At 61.1% G+C, this 25,127-nt stretch carries 22 protein-coding genes; 15 read left to right on the top strand and 7 right to left on the bottom strand.

Annotation, left to right across the window (positions count from 1 at the left end; translation table 11 throughout):
- The first annotated feature begins 67 nt into the window (after positions 1–67).
- From ACIQUH_RS23020 to recX, 6 genes are all read left to right on the top strand, one after another.
- On the top strand, positions 68–1,084 hold the full coding sequence (locus ACIQUH_RS23020) for an ABC transporter substrate-binding protein (protein WP_400819395.1): 1,017 nt from the start codon (positions 68–70) through the stop codon (positions 1,082–1,084).
- Between the two features lie 112 nt (positions 1,085–1,196).
- Positions 1,197–2,660 carry a sugar ABC transporter ATP-binding protein gene (locus ACIQUH_RS23025; protein ID WP_400819397.1) on the top strand — a complete coding sequence of 488 codons (1,464 nt, stop codon included), beginning with the start codon at positions 1,197–1,199 and terminating at the stop codon, positions 2,658–2,660.
- On the top strand, positions 2,657–3,598 hold the full coding sequence (locus ACIQUH_RS23030; RefSeq protein ID WP_400819399.1) for an ABC transporter permease: 942 nt from the start codon (positions 2,657–2,659) through the stop codon (positions 3,596–3,598). Before ACIQUH_RS23025 ends, ACIQUH_RS23030 begins: the two co-directional genes overlap by 4 nt.
- Entirely contained in the window at positions 3,595–4,542 is a 948-nt protein-coding gene (locus tag ACIQUH_RS23035) for an ABC transporter permease (protein WP_400819401.1), read from the top strand. Before ACIQUH_RS23030 ends, ACIQUH_RS23035 begins: the two co-directional genes overlap by 4 nt.
- Positions 4,543–4,577: 35 nt before the next feature.
- Positions 4,578–5,498, top strand: coding sequence for an SMP-30/gluconolactonase/LRE family protein (locus ACIQUH_RS23040; protein WP_400819404.1), 921 nt, complete (start codon positions 4,578–4,580; stop codon positions 5,496–5,498).
- A gap of 88 nt (positions 5,499–5,586) precedes the next feature.
- Positions 5,587–6,177, top strand: a complete 591-nt coding sequence (gene recX / locus ACIQUH_RS23045) for a recombination regulator RecX (protein WP_400819407.1) — start codon at positions 5,587–5,589, stop codon at positions 6,175–6,177.
- 3 nt (positions 6,178–6,180) lie between these two features.
- On the opposite strand, the gene ACIQUH_RS23050 is transcribed toward recX, so the two are convergent.
- The 6 genes from ACIQUH_RS23050 to ACIQUH_RS23075 form a co-directional block, all read right to left on the bottom strand.
- Entirely contained in the window at positions 6,181–6,579 is a 399-nt protein-coding gene (locus ACIQUH_RS23050; protein ID WP_400819410.1) for a c-type cytochrome, read from the bottom strand.
- A 95-nt stretch (positions 6,580–6,674) separates the two neighbouring features.
- On the bottom strand, positions 6,675–7,202 hold the full coding sequence (locus ACIQUH_RS23055) for a DUF992 domain-containing protein (RefSeq protein WP_003522107.1): 528 nt from the start codon (positions 7,200–7,202) through the stop codon (positions 6,675–6,677).
- Between the two features lie 248 nt (positions 7,203–7,450).
- The gene (locus ACIQUH_RS23060; protein WP_400819414.1) at positions 7,451–8,260 is read right to left on the bottom strand and encodes an ATP-binding cassette domain-containing protein; all 810 of its coding nucleotides are present in this window, start codon (positions 8,258–8,260) and stop codon (positions 7,451–7,453) included.
- A 34-nt stretch (positions 8,261–8,294) separates the two neighbouring features.
- The gene (gene fhuB / locus ACIQUH_RS23065; protein ID WP_400819417.1) at positions 8,295–10,259 is read right to left on the bottom strand and encodes a Fe(3+)-hydroxamate ABC transporter permease FhuB; all 1,965 of its coding nucleotides are present in this window, start codon (positions 10,257–10,259) and stop codon (positions 8,295–8,297) included.
- Positions 10,256–11,158 carry an iron-siderophore ABC transporter substrate-binding protein gene (locus tag ACIQUH_RS23070; protein WP_400819420.1) on the bottom strand — a complete coding sequence of 301 codons (903 nt, stop codon included), beginning with the start codon at positions 11,156–11,158 and terminating at the stop codon, positions 10,256–10,258. The genes fhuB and ACIQUH_RS23070 overlap by 4 nt, the downstream gene beginning before the upstream one ends.
- A 28-nt stretch (positions 11,159–11,186) precedes the next feature.
- Complete coding sequence (locus tag ACIQUH_RS23075; protein WP_400819423.1) at positions 11,187–13,334, bottom strand: TonB-dependent siderophore receptor; 2,148 nt, start codon at positions 13,332–13,334, stop codon at positions 11,187–11,189.
- A gap of 173 nt (positions 13,335–13,507) precedes the next feature.
- On the opposite strand from ACIQUH_RS23075, the gene ACIQUH_RS23080 reads away from it, so the two are divergent.
- From ACIQUH_RS23080 to ACIQUH_RS23100, 5 genes are all read left to right on the top strand, one after another.
- Positions 13,508–14,419: a LysR substrate-binding domain-containing protein gene (locus ACIQUH_RS23080; protein WP_400819426.1), complete on the top strand. Its 912-nt coding sequence runs from the start codon at positions 13,508–13,510 to the stop codon at positions 14,417–14,419.
- Between the two features lie 266 nt (positions 14,420–14,685).
- Positions 14,686–14,949: a hypothetical protein gene (locus ACIQUH_RS23085; RefSeq protein ID WP_400819428.1), complete on the top strand. Its 264-nt coding sequence runs from the start codon at positions 14,686–14,688 to the stop codon at positions 14,947–14,949.
- Between the two features lie 195 nt (positions 14,950–15,144).
- The gene (locus tag ACIQUH_RS23090) at positions 15,145–16,812 is read left to right on the top strand and encodes a phosphoethanolamine transferase (RefSeq protein ID WP_400819431.1); all 1,668 of its coding nucleotides are present in this window, start codon (positions 15,145–15,147) and stop codon (positions 16,810–16,812) included.
- A 65-nt stretch (positions 16,813–16,877) separates the two neighbouring features.
- On the top strand, positions 16,878–17,531 hold the full coding sequence (locus tag ACIQUH_RS23095; RefSeq protein WP_400819433.1) for a response regulator: 654 nt from the start codon (positions 16,878–16,880) through the stop codon (positions 17,529–17,531).
- Between the two features lie 22 nt (positions 17,532–17,553).
- Positions 17,554–18,891, top strand: coding sequence for a sensor histidine kinase (locus tag ACIQUH_RS23100; RefSeq protein ID WP_400819436.1), 1,338 nt, complete (start codon positions 17,554–17,556; stop codon positions 18,889–18,891).
- Between the two features lie 61 nt (positions 18,892–18,952).
- On the opposite strand, the gene ACIQUH_RS23105 is transcribed toward ACIQUH_RS23100, so the two are convergent.
- Positions 18,953–20,257, bottom strand: a complete 1,305-nt coding sequence (locus tag ACIQUH_RS23105; RefSeq protein ID WP_400819454.1) for an MFS transporter — start codon at positions 20,255–20,257, stop codon at positions 18,953–18,955.
- A gap of 292 nt (positions 20,258–20,549) precedes the next feature.
- Between ACIQUH_RS23105 and ACIQUH_RS23110 the strand changes: the two genes are divergently transcribed.
- The 4 genes from ACIQUH_RS23110 (at position 20,550) to iolG (ending at position 24,854) form a co-directional block, all read left to right on the top strand.
- Positions 20,550–21,662, top strand: a complete 1,113-nt coding sequence (locus ACIQUH_RS23110) for an RHE_PE00001 family protein (RefSeq protein WP_400819439.1) — start codon at positions 20,550–20,552, stop codon at positions 21,660–21,662.
- A 252-nt stretch (positions 21,663–21,914) separates the two neighbouring features.
- Complete coding sequence (locus ACIQUH_RS23115; RefSeq protein ID WP_003522093.1) at positions 21,915–22,145, top strand: helix-turn-helix domain-containing protein; 231 nt, start codon at positions 21,915–21,917, stop codon at positions 22,143–22,145.
- A 232-nt stretch (positions 22,146–22,377) separates the two neighbouring features.
- Positions 22,378–23,628, top strand: a complete 1,251-nt coding sequence (locus tag ACIQUH_RS23120; RefSeq protein WP_400819443.1) for an adenylate/guanylate cyclase domain-containing protein — start codon at positions 22,378–22,380, stop codon at positions 23,626–23,628.
- Positions 23,629–23,861: 233 nt separating this feature from the next.
- On the top strand, positions 23,862–24,854 hold the full coding sequence (iolG, locus tag ACIQUH_RS23125; protein ID WP_400819445.1) for an inositol 2-dehydrogenase: 993 nt from the start codon (positions 23,862–23,864) through the stop codon (positions 24,852–24,854).
- Positions 24,855–25,127 lie beyond the last annotated feature (273 nt).

The following is a 25,127-nucleotide window of genomic DNA, read 5'->3' on the forward strand; positions in this document are numbered from 1 at the left end:
CCGAGGAGATTTGCGGCACGCCGGAGTTCCGGGCTCGAAAAGGGCAAGCCACGAGGGAGGAAATCAAATGGCTTTCAGGAAGATGCTTCTGACATCGGCCGCTGTCGCATGCGCAGCTCTGCCGATCACCGCTCATGCCGACACGTCGGCCAAAAAAATTGCGCTTTCAAACAATTATGCCGGCAATTCCTGGCGTCAGGCAATGCTGACGAGCTGGGACAAGATCACCAAGCAGGCGGTTGCCGACAAGCAGGTCGCCACCGCTGACGCCTTCACGACGGCCGAAAACCAGGCGACCGAACAGGCGGCACAGATCCAGAACCTCATTCTTCAGGGTTACGACGCCATCGTCATCAACGCCGCTTCGCCCACCGCGCTTAACGGCGCGGTGAAGGAAGCCTGCGATGCCGGCATCACCGTCGTGTCCTTCGATGGCATCGTCACCGAGCCCTGCGCATGGCGCATCGCGGTCGATTTCAAGGCCATGGGCGAGAGCCAGATCGATTATCTCGCCAAGGCCATGCCGAAGGGCGGCAACCTGCTCGAAATCCGCGGTCTCGCCGGGGTTTCGGTGGATGATGAAATCCACGCCGGCATCGCTGCAGGCGTCGCCAAGAACCCGCAGTTCAAGATCGTCGGTTCCGTCAATGGCGACTGGGCGCAGGATGTCGCGCAGCGCGCCGTCGCCGGCATCCTGCCGAGCCTTCCCGAAGTCGCGGCCGTGGTGACGCAGGGCGGCGACGGTTACGGTGCGGCGCAGGCTTTCGCCGCCGCCAAGCGCCCGACACCCACCATCGTCATGGGCAACCGCGAAGACGAGCTGCAATGGTGGAAACAGCAGAAGGATGCAAGCGGTTACGAGACCATGTCCGTCTCCATCGCCCCCGGCGTCTCGACGCTCGCTTTCTGGGTGGCGCAGCAAATCCTCGACGGCAAGGATGTGAAGAAGGACCTGACCGTGCCCTTCCTGCGCATCGACCAGGCCAACCTTGAAGAAAATCTGAAGACGACCCAGAAGGGCGGCGTGGCGAATGTGGAATATTCGCAGGAAGACGCCCAAAAGGCCATCGCATCGGCCAAATAGGCCGGATCGGCTTTAAGCCTGACTATTGCGGCGCTCCCGGAACGGGCGCCGCAATAATCACCGATATATCCGATTTTCAGATCACTTTTTCACATCAATGGCGTAATTGCTCATGAATGACATCATCGAGGCGGAAGAGGTCGTCGCGGCACGCGGCGTGAAGGTCGTGTTCGGCGCGGTAAGAGCGCTTGACGGGGCCGATCTCGTCATCCGCACGGGGGAATGCCTCGGGCTCGTCGGCCATAACGGCGCGGGAAAATCCACCATCGTCAACGTCATCAATGGCGGGCTGACGCCGCATGAGGGTTCCGTTTCCTATGGCGGCAACGACAGCCGCCACGGCATTGCCGCCGCGCGCGCGAACGGCGTTCGCTGCGTGTTTCAGGAGCTGTCGCTCTGCCCGAACCTGACGATCAGCGAAAATGTCCGCATCATGCATGCCACCACGGGTGGGCGAAACTGGCGCGGCCGTGCGCTGACGACGATCCGGCAGACGCTCGACGAAATTTTCCCCGGCCACGGCATCGATTGCGAGCTGCCCGTCGCCGAACTTTCCATCGCCGAACGGCAGATGGTGGAAATCGCCATCAATTTCTGCCGCATACCGCGCGCGCCGAAACTGGTGATCCTTGATGAGCCCACCTCTTCGCTCGATGCCGGCCTCGCCGAGCAGCTGATGGATTATGTCCGCCGTTTCGTGCGTGAGGGCGGCTCGGTTCTGCTGATCTCGCATATTCTCGGAGAAATCCTGTCGACGGCCACCCGTATCGTGGTGATGAAGGATGGCCGGGTGGTGGCCGACCGGAAGGCCGCCGACTTCACCACCCGCTCGCTGGTGGAAGCCATGGGCAGCGTCGTCAAGGAACAGGACGGGCGACGGGGTCAAAGCCGCAAGGCAGGCGAAAAAGTACTTTCCATGCCGGCGCGCCGGGGCGAAGGCCTTGCCTTCGAGGCCTTTCGCGGCGAGATCGTCGGCCTTGCCGGTCTCGGCGGCCATGGCCAGACCGAAGCGCTTCTCGATCTTTATCTTGCCCGCAACAATAGCTGGCTGCCCGCGCGCAAGACCGATATCGCCTTCGTGGCGGGCGATCGCAGCCTGAACGGCACCTTTCCGCTGTGGAGCATCCTCAAAAACCTGTCCGTCGCCTCGCTCAGGGATATTTCCTCCGCAGGCATGGTGGACAGAGGCAGGGAAACCGAGCTTGGGGCGCAATGGAAAAAGCGCATCGAAATCCGCACGCCCGATATGGGCAACAAGATCCTCTCCCTCTCCGGCGGCAACCAGCAGAAGGTGCTTTTCGCCCGTGCGCTCGCCACCACCGCCAGCACCGTTTTGATGGACGATCCGATGCGTGGCGTCGATATCGGCACCAAACAGGAGGTCTATGACATCTTGAGAACCGAAGCCTCCCACGGCCGCACCTTTATCTGGTACTCCACCGAAATGGACGAAATCCGCCTTTGCGACCGCGTCTATGTGTTCCGCGACGGCGCCATCCAGGCGGAACTCGTCGGCGACGACATTACCGAGCAGAATGTGCTGGCCGCTTCCTTTGCCGGAGAAGATCACGCATGAAACTCTCGGCAAACGCACTCCGCCTCATCATTCCCGCCGCCTCGCTCGCCTTCCTGCTCGCCGCCGTCTTCTACATGCAGCCGCGCGCCATGAGCTATACCGGCATGAACCTGCTGTTCAATCTGGCGGTGCCGATCGCGCTCGCCACCATTGCGCAGATGCTGATCATGTCGGTCAACGATCTCGACCTGTCGATGGGCACCTTCGTCAGTTTCTGCGCCTGTGTGACCGCCACTTTCCTGCAAACCACGCCCATCCTCGGAATTGCGATTTTTGCCGGTGCGATTGCGGTCTATGCATTGCTGGGCGCCATCATCCATATCCGCGCCCTGCCCTCCATCGTCGTCACGCTCGGCATGAGCTTCGTCTGGGGCGGCCTCGCCGTCCTCATTCTCCCCTCGCCCGGTGGCCAGGCCCCCGCCTTCATCCGGGCGCTGATGACGGCGAAGCCACCGCTCGTGCCAATCGCCATCGTCGCCAGCCTCCTGATCGCGGTCGTGGCCCATTACATCGTCATGCGCTCGTCTTTCGGCGTACTGATGCGCGGCGTCGGCGGCAATTTCCGCTCGGTCGAGCGCTCCGGCTGGTCGGTGGTCGGCATTCGCGCCGCGACCTTTGCGCTGGCCGGTTTCTTCGCGGTGCTGTCCGGTATCGCCCTTGTCGGGCTGACGACATCGGCCGACGCCAATATCGCCCTGCGTTACACATTGCTGTCGATTGCCGGCGTCATCCTCGGCGGTGGGGAATTCGTCGGCGGCAGGGTATCGCCCATCGGTGCCGTCATCGGCGCGCTGACGCTCACCCTTGCCGGCTCGTTCCTGTCCTTCATGCGTATTTCGCCGGACTGGCAGATCGGGGCACAGGGGGCGATCCTCATCATCGTACTGGCGCTGCGCATCCTGCTCAACCGTCTCGAAAAGCGGGAGAAAAACCAATGAACGGGCTTTCGTCCTTCTCCAAAAAACCATGGATATGGTCTTTTGCCGCAACGGCTGCGGTCTGGATCGTCACCGTGCTCTTCACCGGCGGTGCAAGCTCCTTCGGCCTGTCGCATGCCGCACTCACCTTCGCGGCTTTTTCGGTCATCGTCGGCATCGGCCAGATGTTCGTCATCACGCTCGGGCCCGGTAATATCGACCTCTGCGTTCCCGCCACAATGACACTATCGGGCACTCTGGCCCTGAAATTCATGGATGTGTCGGACAGCCTCATCCTGCCCGGACTGCTGATCGCCATCCTGATCGGCATCGCCATCGGCATCGGCAATTATGCGCTGATCAAGCTCCTGCGCATCCCGCCCATCATCGCGACGCTTTCCATGAGCTTTATCGTGCAATCCATCGCCATCTGGTCGAACCGCGGCCTGCGCATCAAGCCACCGGAAACATTGGCGACATTCGCGATATCGAGCTCTTTTGGCATCCCGAACGTGGCGCTCGTCGCCCTGCTGCTTTCGGTCGTCGCCTGGCTGCTGCTCGACCGCTCGTTTTACGGACGCTGGATTTCCGCCATCGGCCAGAGCACCTTTGCCGCCCGCATGACCGGCATCCCCGTGGATGGCGCCCGTTTCGTCACCTATGTGCTCTGCGCGGTGCTGGCAGCCATTGCCGGGTACCTGCTCGCCAGCTTTTCCGGAGGTGCTGCGCTCAACATGGGCTCGGAATATCTGCTGATGTCCATCGCCGTCGTCGTCATCGGCGGCACGGCGGTGGCAGGCGGCGATTCCAACGTGCCCGGCATCTGGGGCGCTTCGCTCTTCATGTTCCTGGTGGTGTCGATGCTGAATACCTATGGTTTCGGCGCCGGCATCCGCCTCATCCTCACCGGCCTCATCATCATATCAGTCATACTTCTGGCAAGCGGCCCCAAGGCCACGCGCTGAACCCATAACGACAAGCCCCCAAGCGGACCACGCTCATGACCACAGACAAGACCTCCCCTTACGAAATCCACGATGACCGCTTCCGCCATCTGATCGTCGGCAATGCCGAGCTGGAAGAGCTTTATTCCGGCTGCCGCTGGGCCGAAGGACCGGTGTGGTTCGCCGATCTCAACTGCCTGCTGTTCAGCGATATTCCCAATCAGCGCATGCTGCGCTGGGTGCCGGATGGCGGGATTTCGGTGTTCCGCCAACCCTCCAACTTCACCAATGGCAATACCCGCGACCGGCAGGGGCGGCTCGTTTCCTGCGAACATGGCGGCCGCCGCGTCACCCGCACCGAAGTCGACGGCTCGGTGACGGTTCTTGCCGACAGCTACGGCGGGAAAAGATTGAACTCACCCAATGACGTGGTGGTGAAATCCGATGGCAGCGTCTGGTTCACCGATCCGACCTACGGCATTCTTTCCGACTATGAGGGATACAAGGCCGAACCGGAGCAGAAGACGCGCAATGTCTACCGGCTCGACCCCGCAACCGGAAAAATCGACATCGCCATCGACGACTTCGTGCAACCGAACGGGCTTGCCTTCTCACCGGACGAAACGAAGCTCTACGTCGCCGACAGTTCCTACAGCCACGACGTCTCCCGCCCGCGCCATATCCGCGTCTTCGACGTGGTGGACGGCGTGAAGCTCGCCAATGGCCGGGAATTCTGCAATCTCGACAATGGCCTGCCGGATGGCTTTCGCCTGGATACGGCCGGCAACCTCTGGACCAGCGCCGGTGACGGTGTGCACTGCTTTTCCCCCGAAGGCACGCTTCTCGGCAAGATCAGGGTGCCGCAGACAGTCGCAAACCTCACATTCGGCGGGCCGAAAAAGAACCGGCTGTTCATCACCGCGACGAAATCGCTTTATTCGGTCTATGTCGCCGCAACCGGCGCGCAAACGCCTTGAGGTGCTGAAAAACCGGAGGACCCAGAAACCGGAGGAAACGGGCCGGGAAGGAACTGGCAAGACGGCTTCACCACGCTATAAAAGCGGAATGAACGACGATTCCAGCCCCTTCCTGACCGACGACATGGCCGAGGACGGCGACACGCCGGCCATTGAGCCCACCAGCCGGATGCTTTCCTGGGCGCGCAACTCCGCGCTCTACCGGCTGGAACAGCGCATGATGACGGAAAAGCAGCTGCGCGACGCCATCACCCGCAAGGCGCGGGAAAAATTCGAGGATATCAGCCGGCAACAGGTGAAGGCGCTCGGCGACTTTGCCGTGACCTTCGCTTATGGCATCAAGGCGCTCGATGACACCGCTTATGCGGAAATAACCGTGCGAAGCGGCCAGCGCAGCGGCAAGTCGAAACGCGGGCTCGCGCAGAAACTTCAGATCAAGGGCATAGCCCGCGAAACGGCAACGGCCGCGTTGCAGGAAACCAACGATCTGGTCGCCGCCGTCATCTTCGCGCGCAAGCGCGCCTTCGGGCCGTTTCGCCGTGTCGAACTGGACGAGAAGCGCAAGGCGAAGGAATTCTCCGCCTTCGCCCGCAACGGCTTCAGCTTCGAGATCGGCGCGAAAGTCATGGCGATGACCTTCGAAGAAGCCGAAGAGATTATCGCCGAAGCGCCGCTCTGACAGCTATTGCGGCAGGGGATGCGTTTTCAGATAGGCGATCAGGTCCGCAATATCGGTTTCGCTCCACAGACCGAAAAAGCGCATCGCATTTCCCGGGATCGCCTTCTTCGGGCTGGCGATGAACTTCTGCAACTCGTCTTCCGTCCAGACCCGGCCAGCCGCGCCGGCATCCTTCAGCGCCTGCGAATAATGGCCATAATCGGCCACGGAAGCCATCGGCCTGCCGACCACGCCCATCAGATGCGGCCCCATGCGGGTGCGCGGCGCATCGACGCTGTGACAGGTGGAACAGCGGCTGAAGACCTTCTCGCCATGGGCCGCATCGCCTTCGGCAAGGGCAGAAGCCGCAAGCAAGAGGAAAAACGCGGTCGCGGCCGCAATTTGTCGAGACACGGAAATCATGGCCCGGATAATACAACGCCCTCTCCGTCTGACAACGAAGAGGGCGTTTTTTGACATGCGACAGAATGCCCGGCCTCAGCCGGGCAATTCGCCGATCAGTTCATGGCCGTCAGCGTCACGGAGGTGCCGGTGGCGGCAAGGTTGAGACCAACCTGGCCCGTCACGCTGACCGTCTGCAGCTGGATGGAGCCAGAGGTGCCGCCAACGAGAACGTTGGTGCCGACGCCGAGACCGACCGTGACTTCAGCCGTTGCGCCCTGATAGAGGCCGCCGAGCGAACCGCGGTGGTAGCCGGCGGTCGGGGCGAAAACGGCCCAGACCAGACGGCCCTGCGTGGTGAAACCGAGGTCAACGCCCATCTTGCGGATGGCGCCGGTGTAATGGTCGGTACGACGGGCGCCCATGGTGGACTGGAAGGTGCAATCCAGTTCCTTGGCCGAGCCGAGAACGTAACCGACGCCGCCGCCGATATCGCAGGTGAGGTAACCGATCTTGACGCCGTTGCGATCGTCCTGCTCCTGCGGAGCCGGCTCATATCTTGCAAGGTCGGCAGCAAGCGCGGATGCGGTTCCGCCGAGGCCCATCGTCAATGCGGCAAAAGTTACGGCAACAGCCTTTTTCATCTGATTTTCTCCTGTTTTATTCCTACCCGCAGCAGCCCTTCTTGCCCTCTCCGGATATTGAATTCCGCACTGTTAACGTTTGTTCCCAGAAATCGATCCAAAACAACTTAATTGGAGGCGATGAAAGCGAAACGGTTAACAATGTCTGATGGCGGTAGGACGCCATTAAGACATTGTTAGGGCGGGAAATGCGTGCGGAATCGCCATCAACAGCCAGCGTTGACGGCCGTTGTTTTGCTGCAACAACCTCAGAGCGGCAGGGCGACGGGAAAGCCGGTGGCGGCATGGGTCATGACATCCATGCGAACGCCATAGATGCGCTGCAGCGTCTCCGGTGTCATGATCTCCTGCGGCGTTCCCCGTGCGATCAGCCGGCCGGAATGAAGCGCAACGATCTCATCGCAAAAGCGAGCCGCCATGTTGACGTCGTGCAGCACGACGATGACGCCGAGCCCCTTTTCGCGCGACAGTCTCTGCACCAGCGAAAGCACTTCGATCTGGTGCGCCATGTCGAGTGCGGAGATGGGTTCGTCGAGAAGCAGGCTTTCGGCATTCTGGGCCACCAGCATGGCAAGCCACACGCGCTGGCGCTCGCCGCCCGAAAGCGTATCCACAAGCCGGTCGCGGAAGGCGACGGTGTCGGTGAGTTCGATGGCTTCATCCACCTTCTCCTGGTCCGCTTTGGTGAACTGCCCAAGCGCGCCGTGCCAGGGATAACGGCCGAGCGCCACCAGTTCCTTGGCCAGCATGCCGGAGGCGGCCGGGGTATATTGCGGCAGATAAGCGAGCTTTCGCGCAAATTCACGATTGCCCCAGGCCCCGAGCGTCTTACCTTCGAAGGAGACCTTGCCCGCCGTCGGCTCCTGAATCCGTGCGAGAATCTTGAGCAGCGTGGATTTTCCCGAACCGTTATGGCCGATCAGGCCGATGGTTTTGCCGGTCGCAAAACTGGCCGTCAGAGGCTGCAGCAATGTCCTGCCCGGCACTTCCATCGTAACGCCGTCGAGAGAAAAAAGCGGAATATCGTCGTAATCGACGGCAAGTGCTGCCTGACCCATTGTTCTCATCTCCGTACATCGTTCAAAAAATTCATCACCGCCTGCCTGAGAGCCAGATCAGATAGGGCGCGCCGGCAAGCGCCGCAAAAAGCCCAAGCGGCAGTTCATAGGGAAAGGTGACTGTCCGTGCGCCGAGATCGGAAAGCGCCATCAGCACCGCGCCGAACAGGAAGGAGGCGAAGAGATGGTCGCGCGGCGTGGTGAACCCGGCGCGAAGCGCAATATGCGGCGCCATCAATCCGACGAAACTCAAGGGACCGACCAAAAGCGAGGCGGCCCCGGTGGCAATGCCCGCCACCACGATGACGGCGATGCGCGCCGCGCCGAGCGGCAGGCCGAGGGAGAGCGGCACATCCCGCCCGAGCGGCAGGATCGTCAGCCAGCGCGTGACCGATAGCGCGCCCGCCAGCAGCACGATGGAAAGAATGGCGAGAAAGATCGCCGAAGCCGGCGTCGCCGTCGAACCCGAGCCGCTGAGCCAGGCGAGAATCTGCCATGCCCGCTGGTCGCCGATGGCAAGCAGCGCCGAGAGAACGGCCGAGCAGAGCGAACTGATGGCAATGCCCGCGAGCAGGATTTTTTCCGGCGCGAGGTGCCGGCGCATGGAAAAGAACAGGACGAGGATCATGACGGCCGCAGAACCGATGCCGGCGCCGCAAAACAGTTCGAAAAGACCGGCGGCCGGAAAAATCGTGATGGCGGCGGCAAAACCGAGGCCTGCACCGCCGCTGACGCCGATCACCTCCGGGCTTGCCATGGGATTGCCGGTAATCCGCTGGAGAAGCCCCCCCGCCATGGCCAGAAGACCGCCCGCGGCCACGGCCGCCACCAGCCGCGGCCAGCGGAACGGCAGCAGGCTCTGCAGATCGCCAGCCTTCAGCACCGTCCAGCCATCCGGCCCCTTGCCGATGGCGAGTGCCGCAAAAACCAGCCCCGCCATGATGGCCAGTACCGGCAGCAGGGCCGTAAGCCGGCGTCTTGTCGCGAGTTCGACGCCTTCGCCGCGCTGCACATCGGTCGGCCGGATTTTCGGCAGCAGCCACAGAAGGAGCGGCCCGCCGATCAGGGCCGTTACCGCGCCGGTTGGAAACACTTCGGCGGTCGTGCTTGCCAGAAGCTGCACGAGACCGTCGCAGAACCACAACAGCAGACCGCCCAGAAGCGGGGAAACCAGGAGCACCGAAGACGAACGCCGCACACCGAGCGCCCGGGTGAGCGCAGGTGCTGCAAGGCCGATGAAGCTGACGAGACCGACCGCCGAGGCAACGAAGGCGGCGAGCATGACCGCGACGGCGGCGACCGCCAGCCTGATCGAAAACAGCGAGACGCCGAGCGATCGCGCACCGGCATCGCCGAGACCGAGGACCGTCAGCGGCTTTATCAGCAGGCCGGTCAGAACGAGCCCGGCAACAAGCTGAAACGCGAGGGACAAGGCATTCGACCAGTCCTGCTGGCTGAGCGAGCCGCCGTTCCAGACGACCAGCGACATCAGATATTCGCCCTGCGCCAGCGTCAGCGCGGCGGAAACGGACGCGGCGGTGATGCCGACCAGCAGCCCCGACACCACCATGGTCACGGGCTCGAAGGAGCGTCGCCAGCCGAGAAGGAACACGATGCCGGCCGCACCGGCCGCACCGGCGAGCGCCACCAGAGCGCGGTTGCCATCCAGCACCGACGGAAAGAACAGGGTGGCGATGACGATGGCCAGTTGAGCGCCGGCCGAGATGCCGAGCGTCGAAGGATCGGCAATCGGGTTGCGCAGCAATTGCTGGAAAAGCGCACCCGAAAGGCCGAGCATCGCACCCGCCAGAATGGCGACCGCCACGCGCGGCATCAGGCTGAAGGCAAAAATCACCTGATCCATCGACATGGCGGCGACATCGAACGGCAGGCCGGGCCATGCACCGAAAGGCAGCCGCAGCAGCCCGGCATGCAGGGAAAGCCCGCAGGCCAGAACGAACAGCAGCCCGAAGAAAAGCTGGAGAGGCCGAGCCGTCACAGGGCTTCTCCCTGCGCCGAGAGCGCTTCGGTCAGCAGCCGCGCAAAACGCATGCCGGCGGTGATGCCGCCATAGGGGCCGATATTGCCAAGCGTGACCACCCGGTTTTCCCGCACGGCAGGCAGCGCGCGCCAGATGGCGCTGCTGCGCAGGGTTTCCCGCGCCTCGACCGGAATATCGGAGACGATGACGATGCGCGCATCGGGCGAAGCGGCGAGATTTTCAAGCGGCACCGGGGCCGCGAAGGTGAATTGCGAACGATCCACCCAGGCATTGGCAAGCCCCAGCCGGCCAAGAACATCCCCGAACATGCTGTCCGCACCGAAAGCGCGAAAATGCCGGGCGTCGCCGATATTGATCACATAGGTCGGCCGCGCCGAAAAACCGGCAAGGCGGGTCCGCATGGCTTGCAGCGCCGCTTCCGTTTCGTCCAGAACCCTGCGCGCCTCATCGGCCCTGCCGAGCTTGTCGCCAAGGGCTGAGACCGCCGCCAGCGCCTTTGCGAAAGGCGGCTCGCCCTTCACGTAAAAGGGCAGCGAGAAGACCGGGGCAATGGCTTCCAGCCTGCCGGTATAACGGGTGTAGAAGGGTGAAATCAGAATGAGATCGGGCCGGGTCAGTTGCAGAAGCTCGAAATTCGGCGCACCGCGCAGGCCGAGATCGGCGACGGTTGCAGGGATTTCCGGTTCGACCGCATCCAACCGGAACTGGATGAGCTCGGTCGCCGCCACCGGCATGATGCCGAGCGCCACCGAGGTTTCGAGCATCGCCCAGTCGATGGCGGCAATGCGTGGCGTGACCGCCGCGCGCGCCTTGCCAGCAAGGGCCGAAGCAGCGAGCAGGCCTAAAAATTCCCGCCGCCCCCAAAGGGGGGACATCCATCGATCCTTGCGCGTCATGCCCCTGCTGCTTCACTTTGATATGGCGTCACCAACGATAGGTCAGCTTGCCCATAACCGTTCTTCCGTCACCGTAATAGCATCCGAAAGTGGAGCAACTAGAAATATATTCTTTATCAGTCAAGTTTTGCACCAGAAGCGAGGCGCGGTAGCCATTCTTTTCGTAATGCACACCGAGATCGAGCAAAGCGAGGCCCTTCATCTCGAAGGTATTGGCGGCATCGCCATAGCGTTTTCCGACATAACGGACACCGCCGCCGATGCCGAAACCCTCAAGCGCGGTATCTTCCGGGAAAGTGTAATCCAGCCAGAGGCTTGCGGCGTGCCGGGGCGTGCTATCCAGCTCCTTGCCGTCATTCACACGGCCGGAGACCTCGCTGTCCATGTAGGTATAGGCCGCGCGCAGGTCGAGCCCGTCGGCAAGACTTGCAACGCCTTCAAGCTCGAGGCCCTTCACATGCGCCTCGTCCATCTGCTGCGTCACGCCGCCCACCGTCGTCGTGACGTTTTTCTGTTTCAGATCGTAGATCGCGGCGGAGAAGAAACCGTCGAAACCCTCGGGCTGGTATTTGACGCCCGCTTCCCATTGTTCGCCGGTGGTCGGTTTCGGCGCATCGCCGACAGCGGGCTGCGGCACCGGCTCGAAGGAGGTCGCGTAGCTGACATAGGGCGCAATACCGCCATCGAACAGATAGCTGACGCCGACGCGGCCGGTCGCCTTGTGATCGTCCTTGTCGAGCGAGCGGTAGGTGGTGCCGTTGAAGGTCGTGCCGCTGGTGCTTGCCCAGTCCTGCCGCAGGCCGGCGGTGACGCGCCAGTTCTCGAAAGCCATCTCGTCCTGCGCATAAAGACCGATCTGGGAAATATCCGTCTTCACATCGGCATAAAGCGTGCGCGACGTAAGGCTGATCGGCCCGCCATAGACCGGGTTGACGGGATTGAGCGGCGTCGCGGCCCAGAATTCGGTTTTGACGTTATTGTCGAAATAACGGTAGTCCAGCCCGACAAGCAGGGTGTGATCGATTGGCCCCGTGGAGAAATCCGCCTGCAGGCTGTTGTCGATGTTGAAGGTGTTTAGCAGCTCGTCCTGGAACGTCGCATTGCGGCGGATGAGATTGCCGATCATGCCGCCGCTGGTCGAAGACATGCCGAGCGCGCGGTAGGACCAGTCGAAATTGGAATAACGCGCATTCTGCCGGAAGGTGAAGGTCTCGTCGAAACGATGCTCGAATTCATAGCCGATATTGGTGAATTTGCGGTTCGACGTATCGAAGGACGGATCGCCGACATAAAAGCTGCGGTCCAGCATATTGCCGGGTCTGAGATAGGTCAGCGCCGGCGGCAGGCCGGAGGGCGAACTGGGATTGTCGCGCTGATAGGAGGCAAGAACCGTCAGCTTCGTATCTTCATCGGGCTGCCAGGTGAGCGCCGGGGCGATGAAATAACGGTCGTTCTGCAGATTGTCCGTCTGGGCATGGGCATTGCGCGCAAGGCCGGTCAGGCGATAGGCGAAACTGTCACTATCCGCCACCGGGCCGCCAATATCGAACATCGACTGGTAATAATCGAAGCTGCCGATCTGCGCACCGACTTCGCCAAAACGCTCGAAAGTCGGCCGCTTGCTGATGAGATTGATGAGGCCGCCGGGATTGCCCTGCCCGAAAAGAACGGAAGCAGGCCCGCGAATGACTTCCACGCGCTCCAGTCCATAAACCTCATAGGAGGGCGCGCCGGCCGTGCGCATCAGCCGCAGACCGTTCAGGAACTGCAGCTGGTTTCCCTGGAACCCGCGGATGCGCGGCGCATCGAAACGCGGATCGGCGCCGAACGGCTGCGCGACCACGCCCGGAACATAATTCAGCGCCTCGCTGAGATTGCGAACATTCTGCGCATCCATCTGATCCTTGGTGATGACGGAGACCGATTGCGGCGTCTCGATCAGGGATCTCCCCGTCTTGGTGGCGCTGGCGCTGGTTTTCGCCACATAGCCCTTCACCGGCGCCTTGGGATCCTGATTTTTGGCGCCGTCGACGGTGATGGTCTGCAGCACCGTCGTGCCGGCCTCCTGCGCAAGGGCGGAAACCGGGGCCAAAAACGCCACATAGGCGATGACGGCGCAACCGCCCGCCAGAATGGAAATGTGTTTGGTTTTTCCCTGCACGCCAAGACCCTTCATCACCCGCCTCTATGAAGCGGTTATTTTTCTGGAGAATTTAAGTCATCTTATTACGCAAGGTACGGATTGTGATCCAATAAGTGCAGCCGGTTTTTTTCATAATTATTGATTATGAAAATTCGCATCGATAATAGCTTGGAATTATTCAAATCTACAGGGAAGGGGTCGAGACGATGGGCAGGAAACCGGCAGGCCGGGCGGACACATTCGAGCTGCGGCACCTGCGCTATTTCACAACGCTGGTGGATGAGCGCAATTTCGAGCGCGCCGCCGCCCGCCTCGGCATTGCCCAGCCGGGTTTGAGCCAGCAGATCATGGCGCTTGAGGATATTGTCGGCATGCCGCTGCTCGACCGGACACGCCGCTCGGTGAAGCTGACGACGCCCGGCCAGCTGCTCTATGAGGATGCCCGGAAAATTCTCGCCAATGCCGAAGCAACGCTTGCGGCGCTCAAACGTGTGGACCGTGGCGAGACAGGCCGCATCTCCATCGGTTATGTCGCCTCGGCGGCCTATTCCGGCCTGATGATCCGCTCCATCGCCAGTTTCCGCGCCTCCCATCCCGATGTGGAACTGCAATTGATCGAAATGGAGATGCGGCTGCAACTGGCCAAGATTGCCGACGGCAATCTGGATTTCGCCTTCATCCGCCCGCCGGCCCCCATTCCGGAAGGGGTTACGACCCATGTGGTTCTGCGCGAACCGCTGATGGCCGCCCTGCCGGAGAACCATCCCCTGGCCTATGCGCTGCAACTCGATCTCAGGAACCTTGCTGGCGAGACTTTCATTACCCCGCGGCAGCCGCCGGATGTCGGCTTTCATTACAATACGATAGAGGCCTGCAATGAAGCCGGGTTCCAGCCGGCGATCAGCCCGGAAGGCCGGGATTACACCACCATTGCCAGCATGGTGGCGATCGGCCTCGGCGTCGCGCTGGTGCCGCGCTCGCTCGATTGCCTGAGGGTGCCCGGTGTGCGCTACGTGCCGCTTGCGGCAAGCGCCACGACCTCGGACCTCGCCATCGCCCACCGGAAAACGGAGGCCTCGCCCGCCGTCAGGGCCATTATTCTCCACGCCCGCAATTGAAGCGGCGGCACCCGCCCCTTCCGCTGAATATCCCTCGCCTGCCCGCCGAAGCCGTGGACGACAAATCCGCCGTCATTCGTTGGGGTGACATAGACGGCAACGGGCCGATGCGATGCAACCGCATGAGATTGCAAAAGAAAGGCGCTCTCCCCGGCAGGCCGAAAGCAAGGCCGAAATCCCGTCCGGATATTTCCTGTCCCCCGATTTTCCCCATGGCCCCGGCGCAGCGCATAATCGCGGCAGATTTCGATTTACGGGAGACAGCAATGGCTGAGACTTACGAACACCACGCCGCCGGCCTCGAATCCCCGGCATCCCACGCTTTTGAGGTCGTTCCTGACGATACGAACCCGCTTCCTTCCCCAACACGCGCCGTTTATGTGGGCAATGCCGGTCACCTTTGCCTGACCCTGCTTTCCGGGGCGACGGTGACCTTCCAGAACCTGCCCGCAGGCAGCCTGCTGCCGGTCAGGGCCACGCGCATATTTTCAACACGCACCACCGCCACAGGCATCGTGGGCCTCAATTAAGGGCTCTATCCTTATCCGATAAACGATCTGAAACGCCACCACCACCAACGGCCACTACGGAGTGTGACACTTTCATGACAAGCTTTCAGGTTGATGTCAGCAAAATGACGCATCCGCCATTGACCGGCCCATGCGGCAGCCTGGACGGCGGCGTTTTCGCCCCTTCTTCGTTGCCGCCGGCCTATCGGAAATCTGGTGGATCTGACAGTGGCTCTTTTTACCGCGAAAGCGACGGGAACAGTAACATATCGTCCGGAAATCGGCAGCGTGCCGCTCAGCCTGCTGACGGCGGCCTATCTGCTGTTTTTCACGAACCGGACATTCTGGTCGAAGGTTCACACCTACCTTTCAGCCTATCCGGTCGCCATCGTCGCGCTTTATGCCGCAATGGCCGCCCTTTTCGGCGCGCTCATCATCATTTTTTCCGCCAAATATCTCATCAAGCCGTTTTTGATCTTCCTGGTCTTCGCGGCGGCGGCCGGCTCCTGGTTCATGGATCGCTACGGCATCGTCATCGACAGCGACATGATCCGCAACGCCATGGAAACGACGCAGGCGGAGGCCGGCAATCTGATAACGCCCGGCTTTCTCTGGCATATGGCGATTTACGGGCTGGTGCCGTCCCTCCTCATCGTCACCGTGCGTGTGCGGCACCGGCCGATCCTCGACAAGCTGTTGTGGAACACGATCAGCATCCTGATCTGTCTTTCCATCGCCGGCATCATCAGCTTCGCCAATTCCAAGACCTTCACCACCGCCGTGCGCCAGCACAAGGATATCGTCAAAAGCGTCAATCCCTTGTCGCCGATCATGTCGGCCATTCATTATTTCACGCTGGCCGGCAAGGAAGTCGATATACAGGTGAGCCCGGTCGGCAGGGATGCGAAGGTTCTGCCCGCATTGGGCGGGGTCCACAAGCCCCGCATCACTGTCATCGTGGCGGGCGAGACCGCGCGGGCCGCAAATTTTTCCCTGAACGGCTACGGGCGTGATACCAATCCCGAACTCGCAAAACGCGGCGTGGTCTATTTTCCGAACACGACGAGCTGCGGCACCGCGACGGCGATTTCCATTCCCTGCATGTTCTCGAAGTTTCCTCGCTCGCAATATAGCCACAACAAGGCGCTCGCCAATGAAAACGTCATGGATGTTCTCGTCCATGCAGGGGTTGGCGCGACATGGCTGGACAACAATACCGGCAGCAAGAACGTCGCCGACCGCATCGCCTATTTCGATCTGCCCTCCACCAATGACAGCCGCTTCTGCACCGGCGGGGAATGCCGCGACGATATCTTCTTCGACAAGCTCGACGCCTGGCTCAACAACGTCACCAGGGACAGCGTCATCGTGCTGCACCAGATGGGCAGCCATGGGCCGACCTATTATCTGCGCTACACCGACGAATTCCGCAAATTCACCCCGGATTGCCGCACGGCCGAGCTTGGCAACTGCTCCGACGCGGAGATCGTCAACTCCTACGACAACACGCTGCTTTATACCGACCATTTCCTCTCCACCGTGATCGACAAGCTGAAGGCGCGTTCCGACAGGCTGGCGACGGGCATGATCTATGCGTCGGACCACGGCGAATCGCTTGGCGAGAACGGTGTCTACCTGCATGGCGCGCCCTATCTGCTGGCGCCCGACCAGCAGACCCATGTGCCGTTTCTCGTCTGGTTCGACGACGACTTCGCCAAATCCATGGGCCTCGATAAAGCCTGCCTGGCAAAAACCGCGGCGGAGGGCGGGCGCTCGCACGACAATTATTTCCACAGCATCCTCGGGATGATGAACGTCTCCACATCGGTCTACGATCCCTCGCTCGATGTGTTCGGCAGCTGCACCCAGCGTCAGAACAGCTGAAACACTGTGCTTGACGCTTATCCGGAGAAAGAGATACGCAGGACGAAGCGATAGAGGGAGCTGTCTTGCGGGTTCTGCTTGTTGAAGACGATCATGTGCTGGGCGAAGCGCTGCGGGACCATGTCGCGGCGGCGGGTCATGCTGTCGACTGGTTCAAGACGCTGGGCGACGCCATGGCGGCGACGTTGACCATGGCCTATGGCCTGATCCTGCTTGACATGCGCCTGCCGGATGGCGAGGGCATCACCCTGCTGCAAGGCCTGCGCCGGCGCGATGACGCAACGCCTGTCATCATTCTGACGGCCCATGACCAGGTCTCCGACCGGATTGCCGGGCTGAATGCCGGGGCCGACGACTATCTGGTCAAGCCCTTCGATCTCAACGAGCTTTCAGCGCGCATGCTGGCGGTCTCGCGCCGTTACGAAGGGCGTTCTGCCCCCGTCATCCGTCTGCCCGGCATCGAGATCAACCAGGTGGCGCGCAATATCACGGTCGATGGAACGGCACAGACGCTGAGCGCGCGGGAATGGGCCGTGCTGGAAAAACTCGTCGAACATCCCGGCGCGGTCGTCTCGAAAGCGCAATTGCACGACACGCTTTACGAATTCGGCGCGGAAATAGAAAGCAACACGGTCGAGGTCTATATCAGCCGGCTGCGCAAGAAAATCGGCCATGACCGCGTCGAGACCGTGCGCGGCGTGGGTTACACCATCAGATAATCAGAATTACAAGCAGGCAGAAATGGCCAGACCGACCAGCATGACCCGCAAGCTCGTGACGGCGCTGACGAGCGTTGTCGCCATATCCTGGCTTCTCGCCTGCGGGCTGGGCGTCATGGTAATGCAGGACGAATTCGCCGAGATTTTCGACGCCGGCGTTGAGGAAACCGCCGAAAGACTGTTGCCGCTGCTGGTGGACGACCTCCGGGAAAACAACACCGCGCCTGCCGCGCAAAAGCTCAACCAGACGTCGGAACGGGCGGAATATCTGACCTATCAGGTTCGCGACCGGGAAGGACAGGTGGTGCTGCATTCGCATGACAGTTCGACGGAGCCTTTCGAGGTCTCGCTCGAATCCGGTTTTTCCGAAACCGCGACCCAGCGCATCTTTACGGTCGCGACACCGGACGGCAATTATTTCCTGCAGGTCGCCGATGCCTTCGCCAATCGCCGCGAGGCGATCGTAGAGGCGGGCACCGCGCTGCTGCTTCCCGTTCTCATCCTCATTCCCGCCAGCATTTTCGCCGTCATTGTCGTGGTGCGCAGGACGCTGCGACCGATACAGACCCTTCGCGACGACATCGGCAAAAAGGACAGCGGCAATCTCGCGCCGCTGCCAACGCAGCCCTTTCCGGGCGAACTCCATCCCATTGCCCGTTCGGTCAATCTGCTGCTCGGACGATTGCGCTCGGCAATCGAGGCGGAGCGGGAATTCACCGCCAACAGCGCCCATGAATTGCGCACGCCGATTGCCGGCGCGCTGGCGCAGGCGCAGCGGCTGCATGCCGACATTCCGCCGGAACTTGCGCCGCGTGTGGAAAACATCGAAAAATCCCTGCAGCATCTCGCCCATCTCGCCGAAAAACTGCTGCAGATGTCGCGCGCGGAAGCAAGAATCGGGGTCACCGACACGGCAAACGATCTCATCCCCGTCCTCGAGCTCGTCATCGACGACATGATGAGAACGGCCATCGGTTCATCCCGCATCCGCTTCACCAATCGCTGTGAGGGCAGTCTGTCCTGCAGGATCGGCGCGGATGCCTTCGGCATCATCGTGCGTAACCTGCTCGAAAACGCGCTGATCCACAGCCCGGCGGAAAGCCCGGTGCAGGTCGTTGCCGAAGCGGACGGTACGATCCGCGTCGTCAATTCCGGTCCGGCGATCGACGCGGCGCTACTGCCCAAGCTGACGACACGTTTTACCAGGGGCCAGACCACGGCCGATGGTACCGGGCTTGGCCTTGCCATCGTCAAAAGCCTGGTGGAGCAGGCCGGCGGAGAGCTGGTGCTTTCCTCTCCGGCACCGGGCCGGCAGGACGGTTTTGAGGCCCGCGTGGTGCTTCCCGCCGAAGCTGCCTGAATGCCAAAAGAAAAAGCCCCGCCGAAAGGACGGGGCTTTCGCTGACCTGGATGGCGGTCGCTCAATCCTCGTGGATATGGCTGTGATCGCGCGTATCGCGCATCTTTACATAGACCACCAGCGACAGGGCGATCATGATCGTCACATACCAGAAGAACCAGTTTTCGTGGCCGATCTGCTTGAACTTCAGGGCCACGAATTCCGCCGTTCCGCCGAATATGGTGTTCGCCAGCGCATAGGGCAGAGCCACGCCAAGCGCGCGGATATGGGCGGGGAACATTTCCGCCTTCACCACCGCATTGATGGAGGTATAGCCGGTGACGATCAACAGGCCGACCAGAACGAGGGCGAAAGCCATGATCGGATCGGTCGTCGTCGAAAGCGTGCTGAAGATCGCATAGGTGAACAGCGTGCCGAGAATGCCGAAGCCCACCATCAGCGGCTTGCGGCCGATCTTGTCGGACAGCGAGCCGGCAATCGGCTGGCACAACATGAAGACGAAGAGCGCCGCCGTGGTGATTTCCGTGGCGCTTTCCTTGCTGAAACCTGACGTGTTGACGAGGAATTTCTGCAGATAGGTCGTATAGGCATAAAAGGCGAGCGTGCCGCCTGATGTGAGCGCCATGACCATCAGCGCTTCCCTTGGATAGTGCTTGAACAGCGCCCATCCGCTGGACTTCGGCTTGTCGGCCTCACCGGCTTTGGCGTTTTCGAAGGACTGCGTCTCGACAAGGCCGCGGCGGATATAAAACACCGCAATCGCCAGGAGGCCACCGATGAAGAAGGGAATGCGCCAGCCCCAGGAGCCGAGCTGTTCCGGCGTCAGAACACGCTGCAGCACCAGAAGCACGGCCAGCGCCAGAAGCTGACCGGAAATAAGCGTCACATACTGGAAACTGGAGAAGAAACCGCGGCGGTTCTTGCCGGCCATTTCGCTGAGATAGGTCGCGCTGGCGCCATATTCGCCGCCGACGCTGATGCCCTGCAGAAGCCTTGCGAAGACCAGAATGGCCGGTGCGGCGATGCCGATCGCCTCATGGCCGGGCGTAATCGCGATCAGCAGCGAACCGAGACACATCAGCGTGACGGACAAGGTGAGACCAGCCTTGCGGCCCTTGCGGTCGGCATAGGTGCCCATGAACCAGGCCCCGATGGGCCGCATCAGAAATCCGACGGCGAAAACGGCGGCCGCACTCAGGAGTTCGGCGGTCTGGTTCCCGGAAGGGAAAAACACCGGCGCGAAATAAAGGGTGAAGGCCGAATAGACGTACCAGTCGTACCATTCGACGAGGTTGCCGGCCGATCCGCCGATAATGGATTTCAAACGGGTTTTCTGGTCCGGCGCGGTGGCGGGACCATTTGCCATAATATTCACGGGTAAACTCCAATTCATCTTCGTCTGGAGATGGAAGGGCGAACGGAAGGTGTGATAATTTGTCGCTCTCGGTGGGGGTATATACCCGTCATGTTGCGGTGCGCAAGTTTATACCGCATCGCGATATTGCTGAAAAAAACCAGCCATGGCGGCTGAAGTCCTGCTGATTCCCGGCCTTCCGCCACCCTTTTTTCAGCAGATTTTCGGGTGGAAACCTCAAAAGTAAAACCGCCCGACTGTGATCCGCCTTGTAAGCCGCCCACGCTCAAACTAAAAAATATCAATGATTTACGATATATCGGACGTCCAGATCGAAAAGCTCCTCATTGCCGCCGCCCGCGCCGGCGAAGCGCTGGCGCGGCTGGACGAGCGGATCGACCGGTCACCGATGAAACACGGCTTCATCGAAAGACAGGATTTCACCGATGCGATTTCCTCCATGTGGGTGGATGGCGAACTCGTCCACATGGAAGATCTGGTGCTGCATGACGCGCATATGGATGTGCGCGCGCCGACCCATGAAATGACGGCGGCGCACCGGATTCTCCGCTCGAGACGGCTGATCTTTTCCAATGCCGCCGGCTGGGCCTTTACCGCGCCGGGCCTTTCGAGGCTACGCGGCAGGGCAGCACTTGCCGAAGACCCAGCGCCTCCCAGGCAAACGCTCGATCACGCCCGCGATGAAGAAACCGACGAGGAGGGGGAAACATCGCTGGATGGCGCTTTTTCCGAGCTGGACGCACTTCTGGCGCGAAGCGCCGCAACGCTCGATGCGATCACCACCGGCACCGCGCTTCCGACGATGCACAGGGAGGAGGAAAGCCATGCGATCATCAACGAACCCGACTGGGACGAGGATGAGCGGCTGAAAGAATGGTGGGACGTGCATGCGCGGACAGAGGAGCTGCCGGCGATTCTGCGCACCGCCATCCTGCTCGACGCCTGGAACATGATCGAGGTGCTGCAACGCAGCCCCTGGCTCGGCCGGCTTCTCGCCTCCGCCTTTCTGCGCGACGGCGCCGTCACGCCCGATCATCTGCCGGCCCTCAGCGCCGGCCTCCGTGCGGTCCCACGGGAGCGCCGGCACGCCCGCAACCAGACACAGCGCCTTGCCGCCCTTCTCGACAGCTTTTACGAAGCGGCACAGGCTGGCATGAAGGAACATGACCGGCTGACCCATGCGCGGGAACGCATGATGCGCAAACTGGCAGGCCGGCGCTCTTCCTCGCGCCTGCCGGAACTGGTGGAGCTTGTCGTCTCCCGGCCGGTGGTTTCGGCGGCGATGATCGTCAAGGAACTCGGCACCACGCCGCAGGGCGCGATCGGGCTCGCCAACCAGCTGGAATTGCGGGAAGTGACGGGTCGTGGCCGGTTTCGCGCCTGGGGCATGCTGTAGCAAAAACCACCGGCCCCTCGCGAGAGCCGGAAAACGGCAGTTTTTCGGCTTTTTTCCGGGCAGGGCGTGCCGCGGCAATGCAGCGATCACGAATCTTAACAAAATTTAACTATTGCGTAGGTCGATGAAGCCGCTATGTTCCTCGCTGCGTTGCAACACTGATTTTCTTCTCCGGCAACGCGGTCGCATTCGGTCCCGGCAACTTTTCTTTGCCGCCCGCATTTAAGTGTCCATTCTGAGGGAGATGCAATAATGACAATTTCAATCTCACAACCCGATTCCGATCACGAAACCGATGCTCCTTTTGCCAAGAAGGTCCTCACCGCGCGCAATCTCGCCGGATATACGGTCGAACAGCTTGCCGTGACCTGCGGCCTGACCACCAGCGAGATACGCGCGCTCGAAGACGGCACGGACAGCGATCCGCTGCGCATCAGACGCGTTGCCGCAGCACTTCATATTCCTGTCGAAACCGTTATCTGATCCTTTTTAGCGATCATCAAAAATCTCAGCGCCGCCGGGAACGATGTTCCCGCGAACATCCGGGCGGCGCGCGTGGCCTGATGCCGCCAATCCCTTCCGGAACATTTTCCGCGCCCCTCTCTTAACATTTTCGTTATCCGGCACCACATGGGGTTCACGAGCGACCATGTTCGGCCGAGTGCGACATGTGCCCCGCTTGTGCGAGAGCAGCAACAACCTCCGGAATCCTGCCATGACACTAAGTCTCGACACCGAAGAACGGGTTTCTTCAGCATTGGATGAATTGTGGCCAGCGGAAAAGACGGAAATTCTCGACTGGCTGATCACCGGAACCAAGGATGAACGCTTTATCGACGAGATCTTCGTCGAGCTCTGCAGCAGGCTGCGGGCGAGTGGAATTTCCGTGGCCCGGGGCGTGCTCGCTTTCCGCATTCGCCATCCGCAATGGCTTGGCGCACGTATTCTGTGGAAAGCCGGCCTGTCCTCCGCCGAGATCGCCACCTATGGCTACGGGTCTGAAAATACGCCCGAATATCTGAACAGCCCGATCAACGACATTCATCAGGGCGCCACCGAAGTCCGCCACCGGCTGAACGGCGAGGCGATCGATGATCCCGGCTATACGATCTACGAAGACCTCAGGGCCGAGGGGCTGACGGATTATTGCGCCTGGCCGATCGAACACACCTTCGGCAAACGCCATGTCGCCACATTTTCGAGCGACCGGCCCGGCGGTTTTTCCGACAGCGAAATCCTCACCTTGAAAAACCTGCTTCCGGCGCTGGCGCTCGTCAGCGAGATACGCCTGAAAAACCGCATGACGCGTACCCTTCTGGAAACCTATGTGGGACCGCATGCGGGCGAAAAAATCCTCAACGGCGCCACCACGCGCGGCAGCGGCATGACGGTGGGTGCGGCGATCCTGATCTGCGACCTGCGCAATTTCACCCATATTTCCGACCTTTGGCCGCGTGATGATGTCATCGAACTTCTGAACGGTTATTTCGACGCCATGTGCGATCCCATCGAGGAGTTTGGCGGCGAGATCCTGAAATTCATGGGCGACGGGCTGCTGGCAATCTTCCCGCTCAGCGACCCGCAGGCCTGCGAAAACCTGCTGAAAGCCATCGCCAGCGCACAGAAGAGCCTCGTTGCGCTGAATGAGATCAATTGCCGCAAGGGCCACGATCCCCTGGGTTACGGTATCGGCGTGCATGTCGGCGATGTCATGTATGGCAATATCGGCTCCAAGACCCGACTCGATTTCACCGTCATCGGCCCTGCCGTCAACATCGCCTCGCGACTGGAAACGCTGACCAAGGAGACCGGGCGTAATGTGCTTTTCTCCGAAGAATTCGTGCGCACAGCCGGATATCAGGGAAAGCTCGAAAATCTCGGCCCATGGCTGCTGCGCGGCCTCGAAACTCCGGTCGAGGTATATGCCCTGCCCCACAATGCCGCCCTGACCGCTTCGGCCGATTGATTATCGCGAGGGGCTTTGACGCCGCCCCGATGCTTTTTTACGCCAGCGGCCATCCGCGCCGTATGACCTTCTCCAAGCAATGATTTCGGCTGTCTCGATCATCGTCAAAACGCTTGACACGTCTCCGATGTCGATCTAGCAAAATGGAACATATATTCCATATCGAAACATTGCTTGCATTCATATTCTGTCTCTCCGGGAGTGAGGGACGGGTGTGAGAAACCGGAGGAAAGATGGTTACGAAATTGGCACTGCTCGGCGCTGGACGGATCGGCAAGGTCCACGCCAAGGCGATCACCACCGACAGCCGTGCGCAGCTGGTGGCCGTTGTCGACGCCATGGCCGGTGCCGCGGAAGCAATCGCCCGCGAGGCGCAGTGCAAGGTCAGCACGATCGATGAGGTTCTGGCCGACAAGACGATCGATGCCGTCATCATCTGCACGCCCACCAACACCCATGCCGACCTGATCGAGCGTTTCGCCCGCGCCGGCAAGGCGATCTTCTGCGAAAAACCCGTCGATCTCGATGTCGCCCGCGCGGAAGCCTGCGCCAAGGTGGTCGAGGAAACCGGTGCCAAGGTGATGCTCGGTTTCAACCGCCGTTTCGACCCGCATTTCCAGGCCGTCCACAAGGCAATCGAAGATGGCCGTATCGGCAAGGTGGAAATGGTGACCATCACCAGCCGCGACCCCGGCCCGCCGCCGGCCGAATATATCAAGGTTTCCGGCGGTATTTTCCGCGACATGACCATTCATGATTTCGACATGGCCCGCTTCCTGCTCGGCGAGGAAGTGGAAAGCGTATTCGCCACCGGTTCCGTTCTCGTCAATCCGGAGATCGGCGCGCTTGGCGATTTCGACAGCGCCAGCATCATCCTGACGACGAAAAGCGGCAGGCAGGCGATCATTTCGAATTCCCGCCGCGCCACCTATGGCTACGACCAGCGCATCGAGGTGCACGGTTCGCTGGGCTCGGCAGCGGCCGAGAACCAGCGCCCGGTTTCCATCGAAATCGCCAATGCGGAAGGCTACACCCGCCCGCCGCTGCATGATTTCTTCATGACGCGTTATACGGCAGCCTATGCCGCGGAAATCACCGCCTTCATCGACAGCATCGAAAACAATGCCGCGCCGTCACCTTCCATCAAGGACGGTCTGACCGCCCTGAAACTGGCCGACGCCGCACTGAAATCCGCGGCCTCGAAGGCGGCCGTGACGATCGGCTGAAGCCAACAACCGAGACGCTAAGCGTCTTGCTGAACCTTCTGTCCGTCGCGCAATTGTTGACGGCGGACAGCCGTGCCTGTCCCAAAGCCCTCGGCGGCAGGCTCACATCATCCGAATTCCACGTCGAGTTGCAGCACGACGCACCTCTCATATCCCGCAATAGGCCGGCGCCCCGCCGCCCTCATCAAGTCAGTCGTATTTGCTCATTTTGATATTCTTTCAATCTTGCGTTTGCGATGACGATGATGTGGCGCATGATTGCACCAAGAGCTG

Source organism: Agrobacterium sp. NPDC090283, assembly GCF_044769685.1.
Taxonomy (GTDB): domain Bacteria; phylum Pseudomonadota; class Alphaproteobacteria; order Rhizobiales; family Rhizobiaceae; genus Agrobacterium.

Bases quoted from the DNA above. Each gene is read 5' to 3' on its own strand.
- ACIQUH_RS23020 (WP_400819395.1), top strand. From the start codon at position 68: ATGGCTTTCAGGAAGATGCTTCTGACATCGGCCGCTGTCGCATGCGCA.
- ACIQUH_RS23025 (WP_400819397.1), top strand. From the start codon at position 1,197: ATGAATGACATCATCGAGGCGGAAGAGGTCGTCGCGGCACGCGGCGTG.
- ACIQUH_RS23030 (WP_400819399.1), top strand. From the start codon at position 2,657: ATGAAACTCTCGGCAAACGCACTCCGCCTCATCATTCCCGCCGCCTCG.
- ACIQUH_RS23035 (WP_400819401.1), top strand. From the start codon at position 3,595: ATGAACGGGCTTTCGTCCTTCTCCAAAAAACCATGGATATGGTCTTTT.
- ACIQUH_RS23040 (WP_400819404.1), top strand. From the start codon at position 4,578: ATGACCACAGACAAGACCTCCCCTTACGAAATCCACGATGACCGCTTC.
- recX (WP_400819407.1), top strand. From the start codon at position 5,587: ATGAACGACGATTCCAGCCCCTTCCTGACCGACGACATGGCCGAGGAC.
- ACIQUH_RS23050 (WP_400819410.1), bottom strand. From the start codon at position 6,579: ATGATTTCCGTGTCTCGACAAATTGCGGCCGCGACCGCGTTTTTCCTC.
- ACIQUH_RS23055 (WP_003522107.1), bottom strand. From the start codon at position 7,202: ATGAAAAAGGCTGTTGCCGTAACTTTTGCCGCATTGACGATGGGCCTC.
- ACIQUH_RS23060 (WP_400819414.1), bottom strand. From the start codon at position 8,260: ATGGGTCAGGCAGCACTTGCCGTCGATTACGACGATATTCCGCTTTTT.
- ACIQUH_RS23070 (WP_400819420.1), bottom strand. From the start codon at position 11,158: ATGACGCGCAAGGATCGATGGATGTCCCCCCTTTGGGGGCGGCGGGAA.
- ACIQUH_RS23075 (WP_400819423.1), bottom strand. From the start codon at position 13,334: ATGAAGGGTCTTGGCGTGCAGGGAAAAACCAAACACATTTCCATTCTG.
- ACIQUH_RS23080 (WP_400819426.1), top strand. From the start codon at position 13,508: ATGGGCAGGAAACCGGCAGGCCGGGCGGACACATTCGAGCTGCGGCAC.
- ACIQUH_RS23085 (WP_400819428.1), top strand. From the start codon at position 14,686: ATGGCTGAGACTTACGAACACCACGCCGCCGGCCTCGAATCCCCGGCA.
- ACIQUH_RS23100 (WP_400819436.1), top strand. From the start codon at position 17,554: ATGGCCAGACCGACCAGCATGACCCGCAAGCTCGTGACGGCGCTGACG.
- ACIQUH_RS23105 (WP_400819454.1), bottom strand. From the start codon at position 20,257: ATGGCAAATGGTCCCGCCACCGCGCCGGACCAGAAAACCCGTTTGAAA.
- ACIQUH_RS23110 (WP_400819439.1), top strand. From the start codon at position 20,550: ATGATTTACGATATATCGGACGTCCAGATCGAAAAGCTCCTCATTGCC.
- ACIQUH_RS23115 (WP_003522093.1), top strand. From the start codon at position 21,915: ATGACAATTTCAATCTCACAACCCGATTCCGATCACGAAACCGATGCT.
- ACIQUH_RS23120 (WP_400819443.1), top strand. From the start codon at position 22,378: ATGACACTAAGTCTCGACACCGAAGAACGGGTTTCTTCAGCATTGGAT.
- iolG (WP_400819445.1), top strand. From the start codon at position 23,862: ATGGTTACGAAATTGGCACTGCTCGGCGCTGGACGGATCGGCAAGGTC.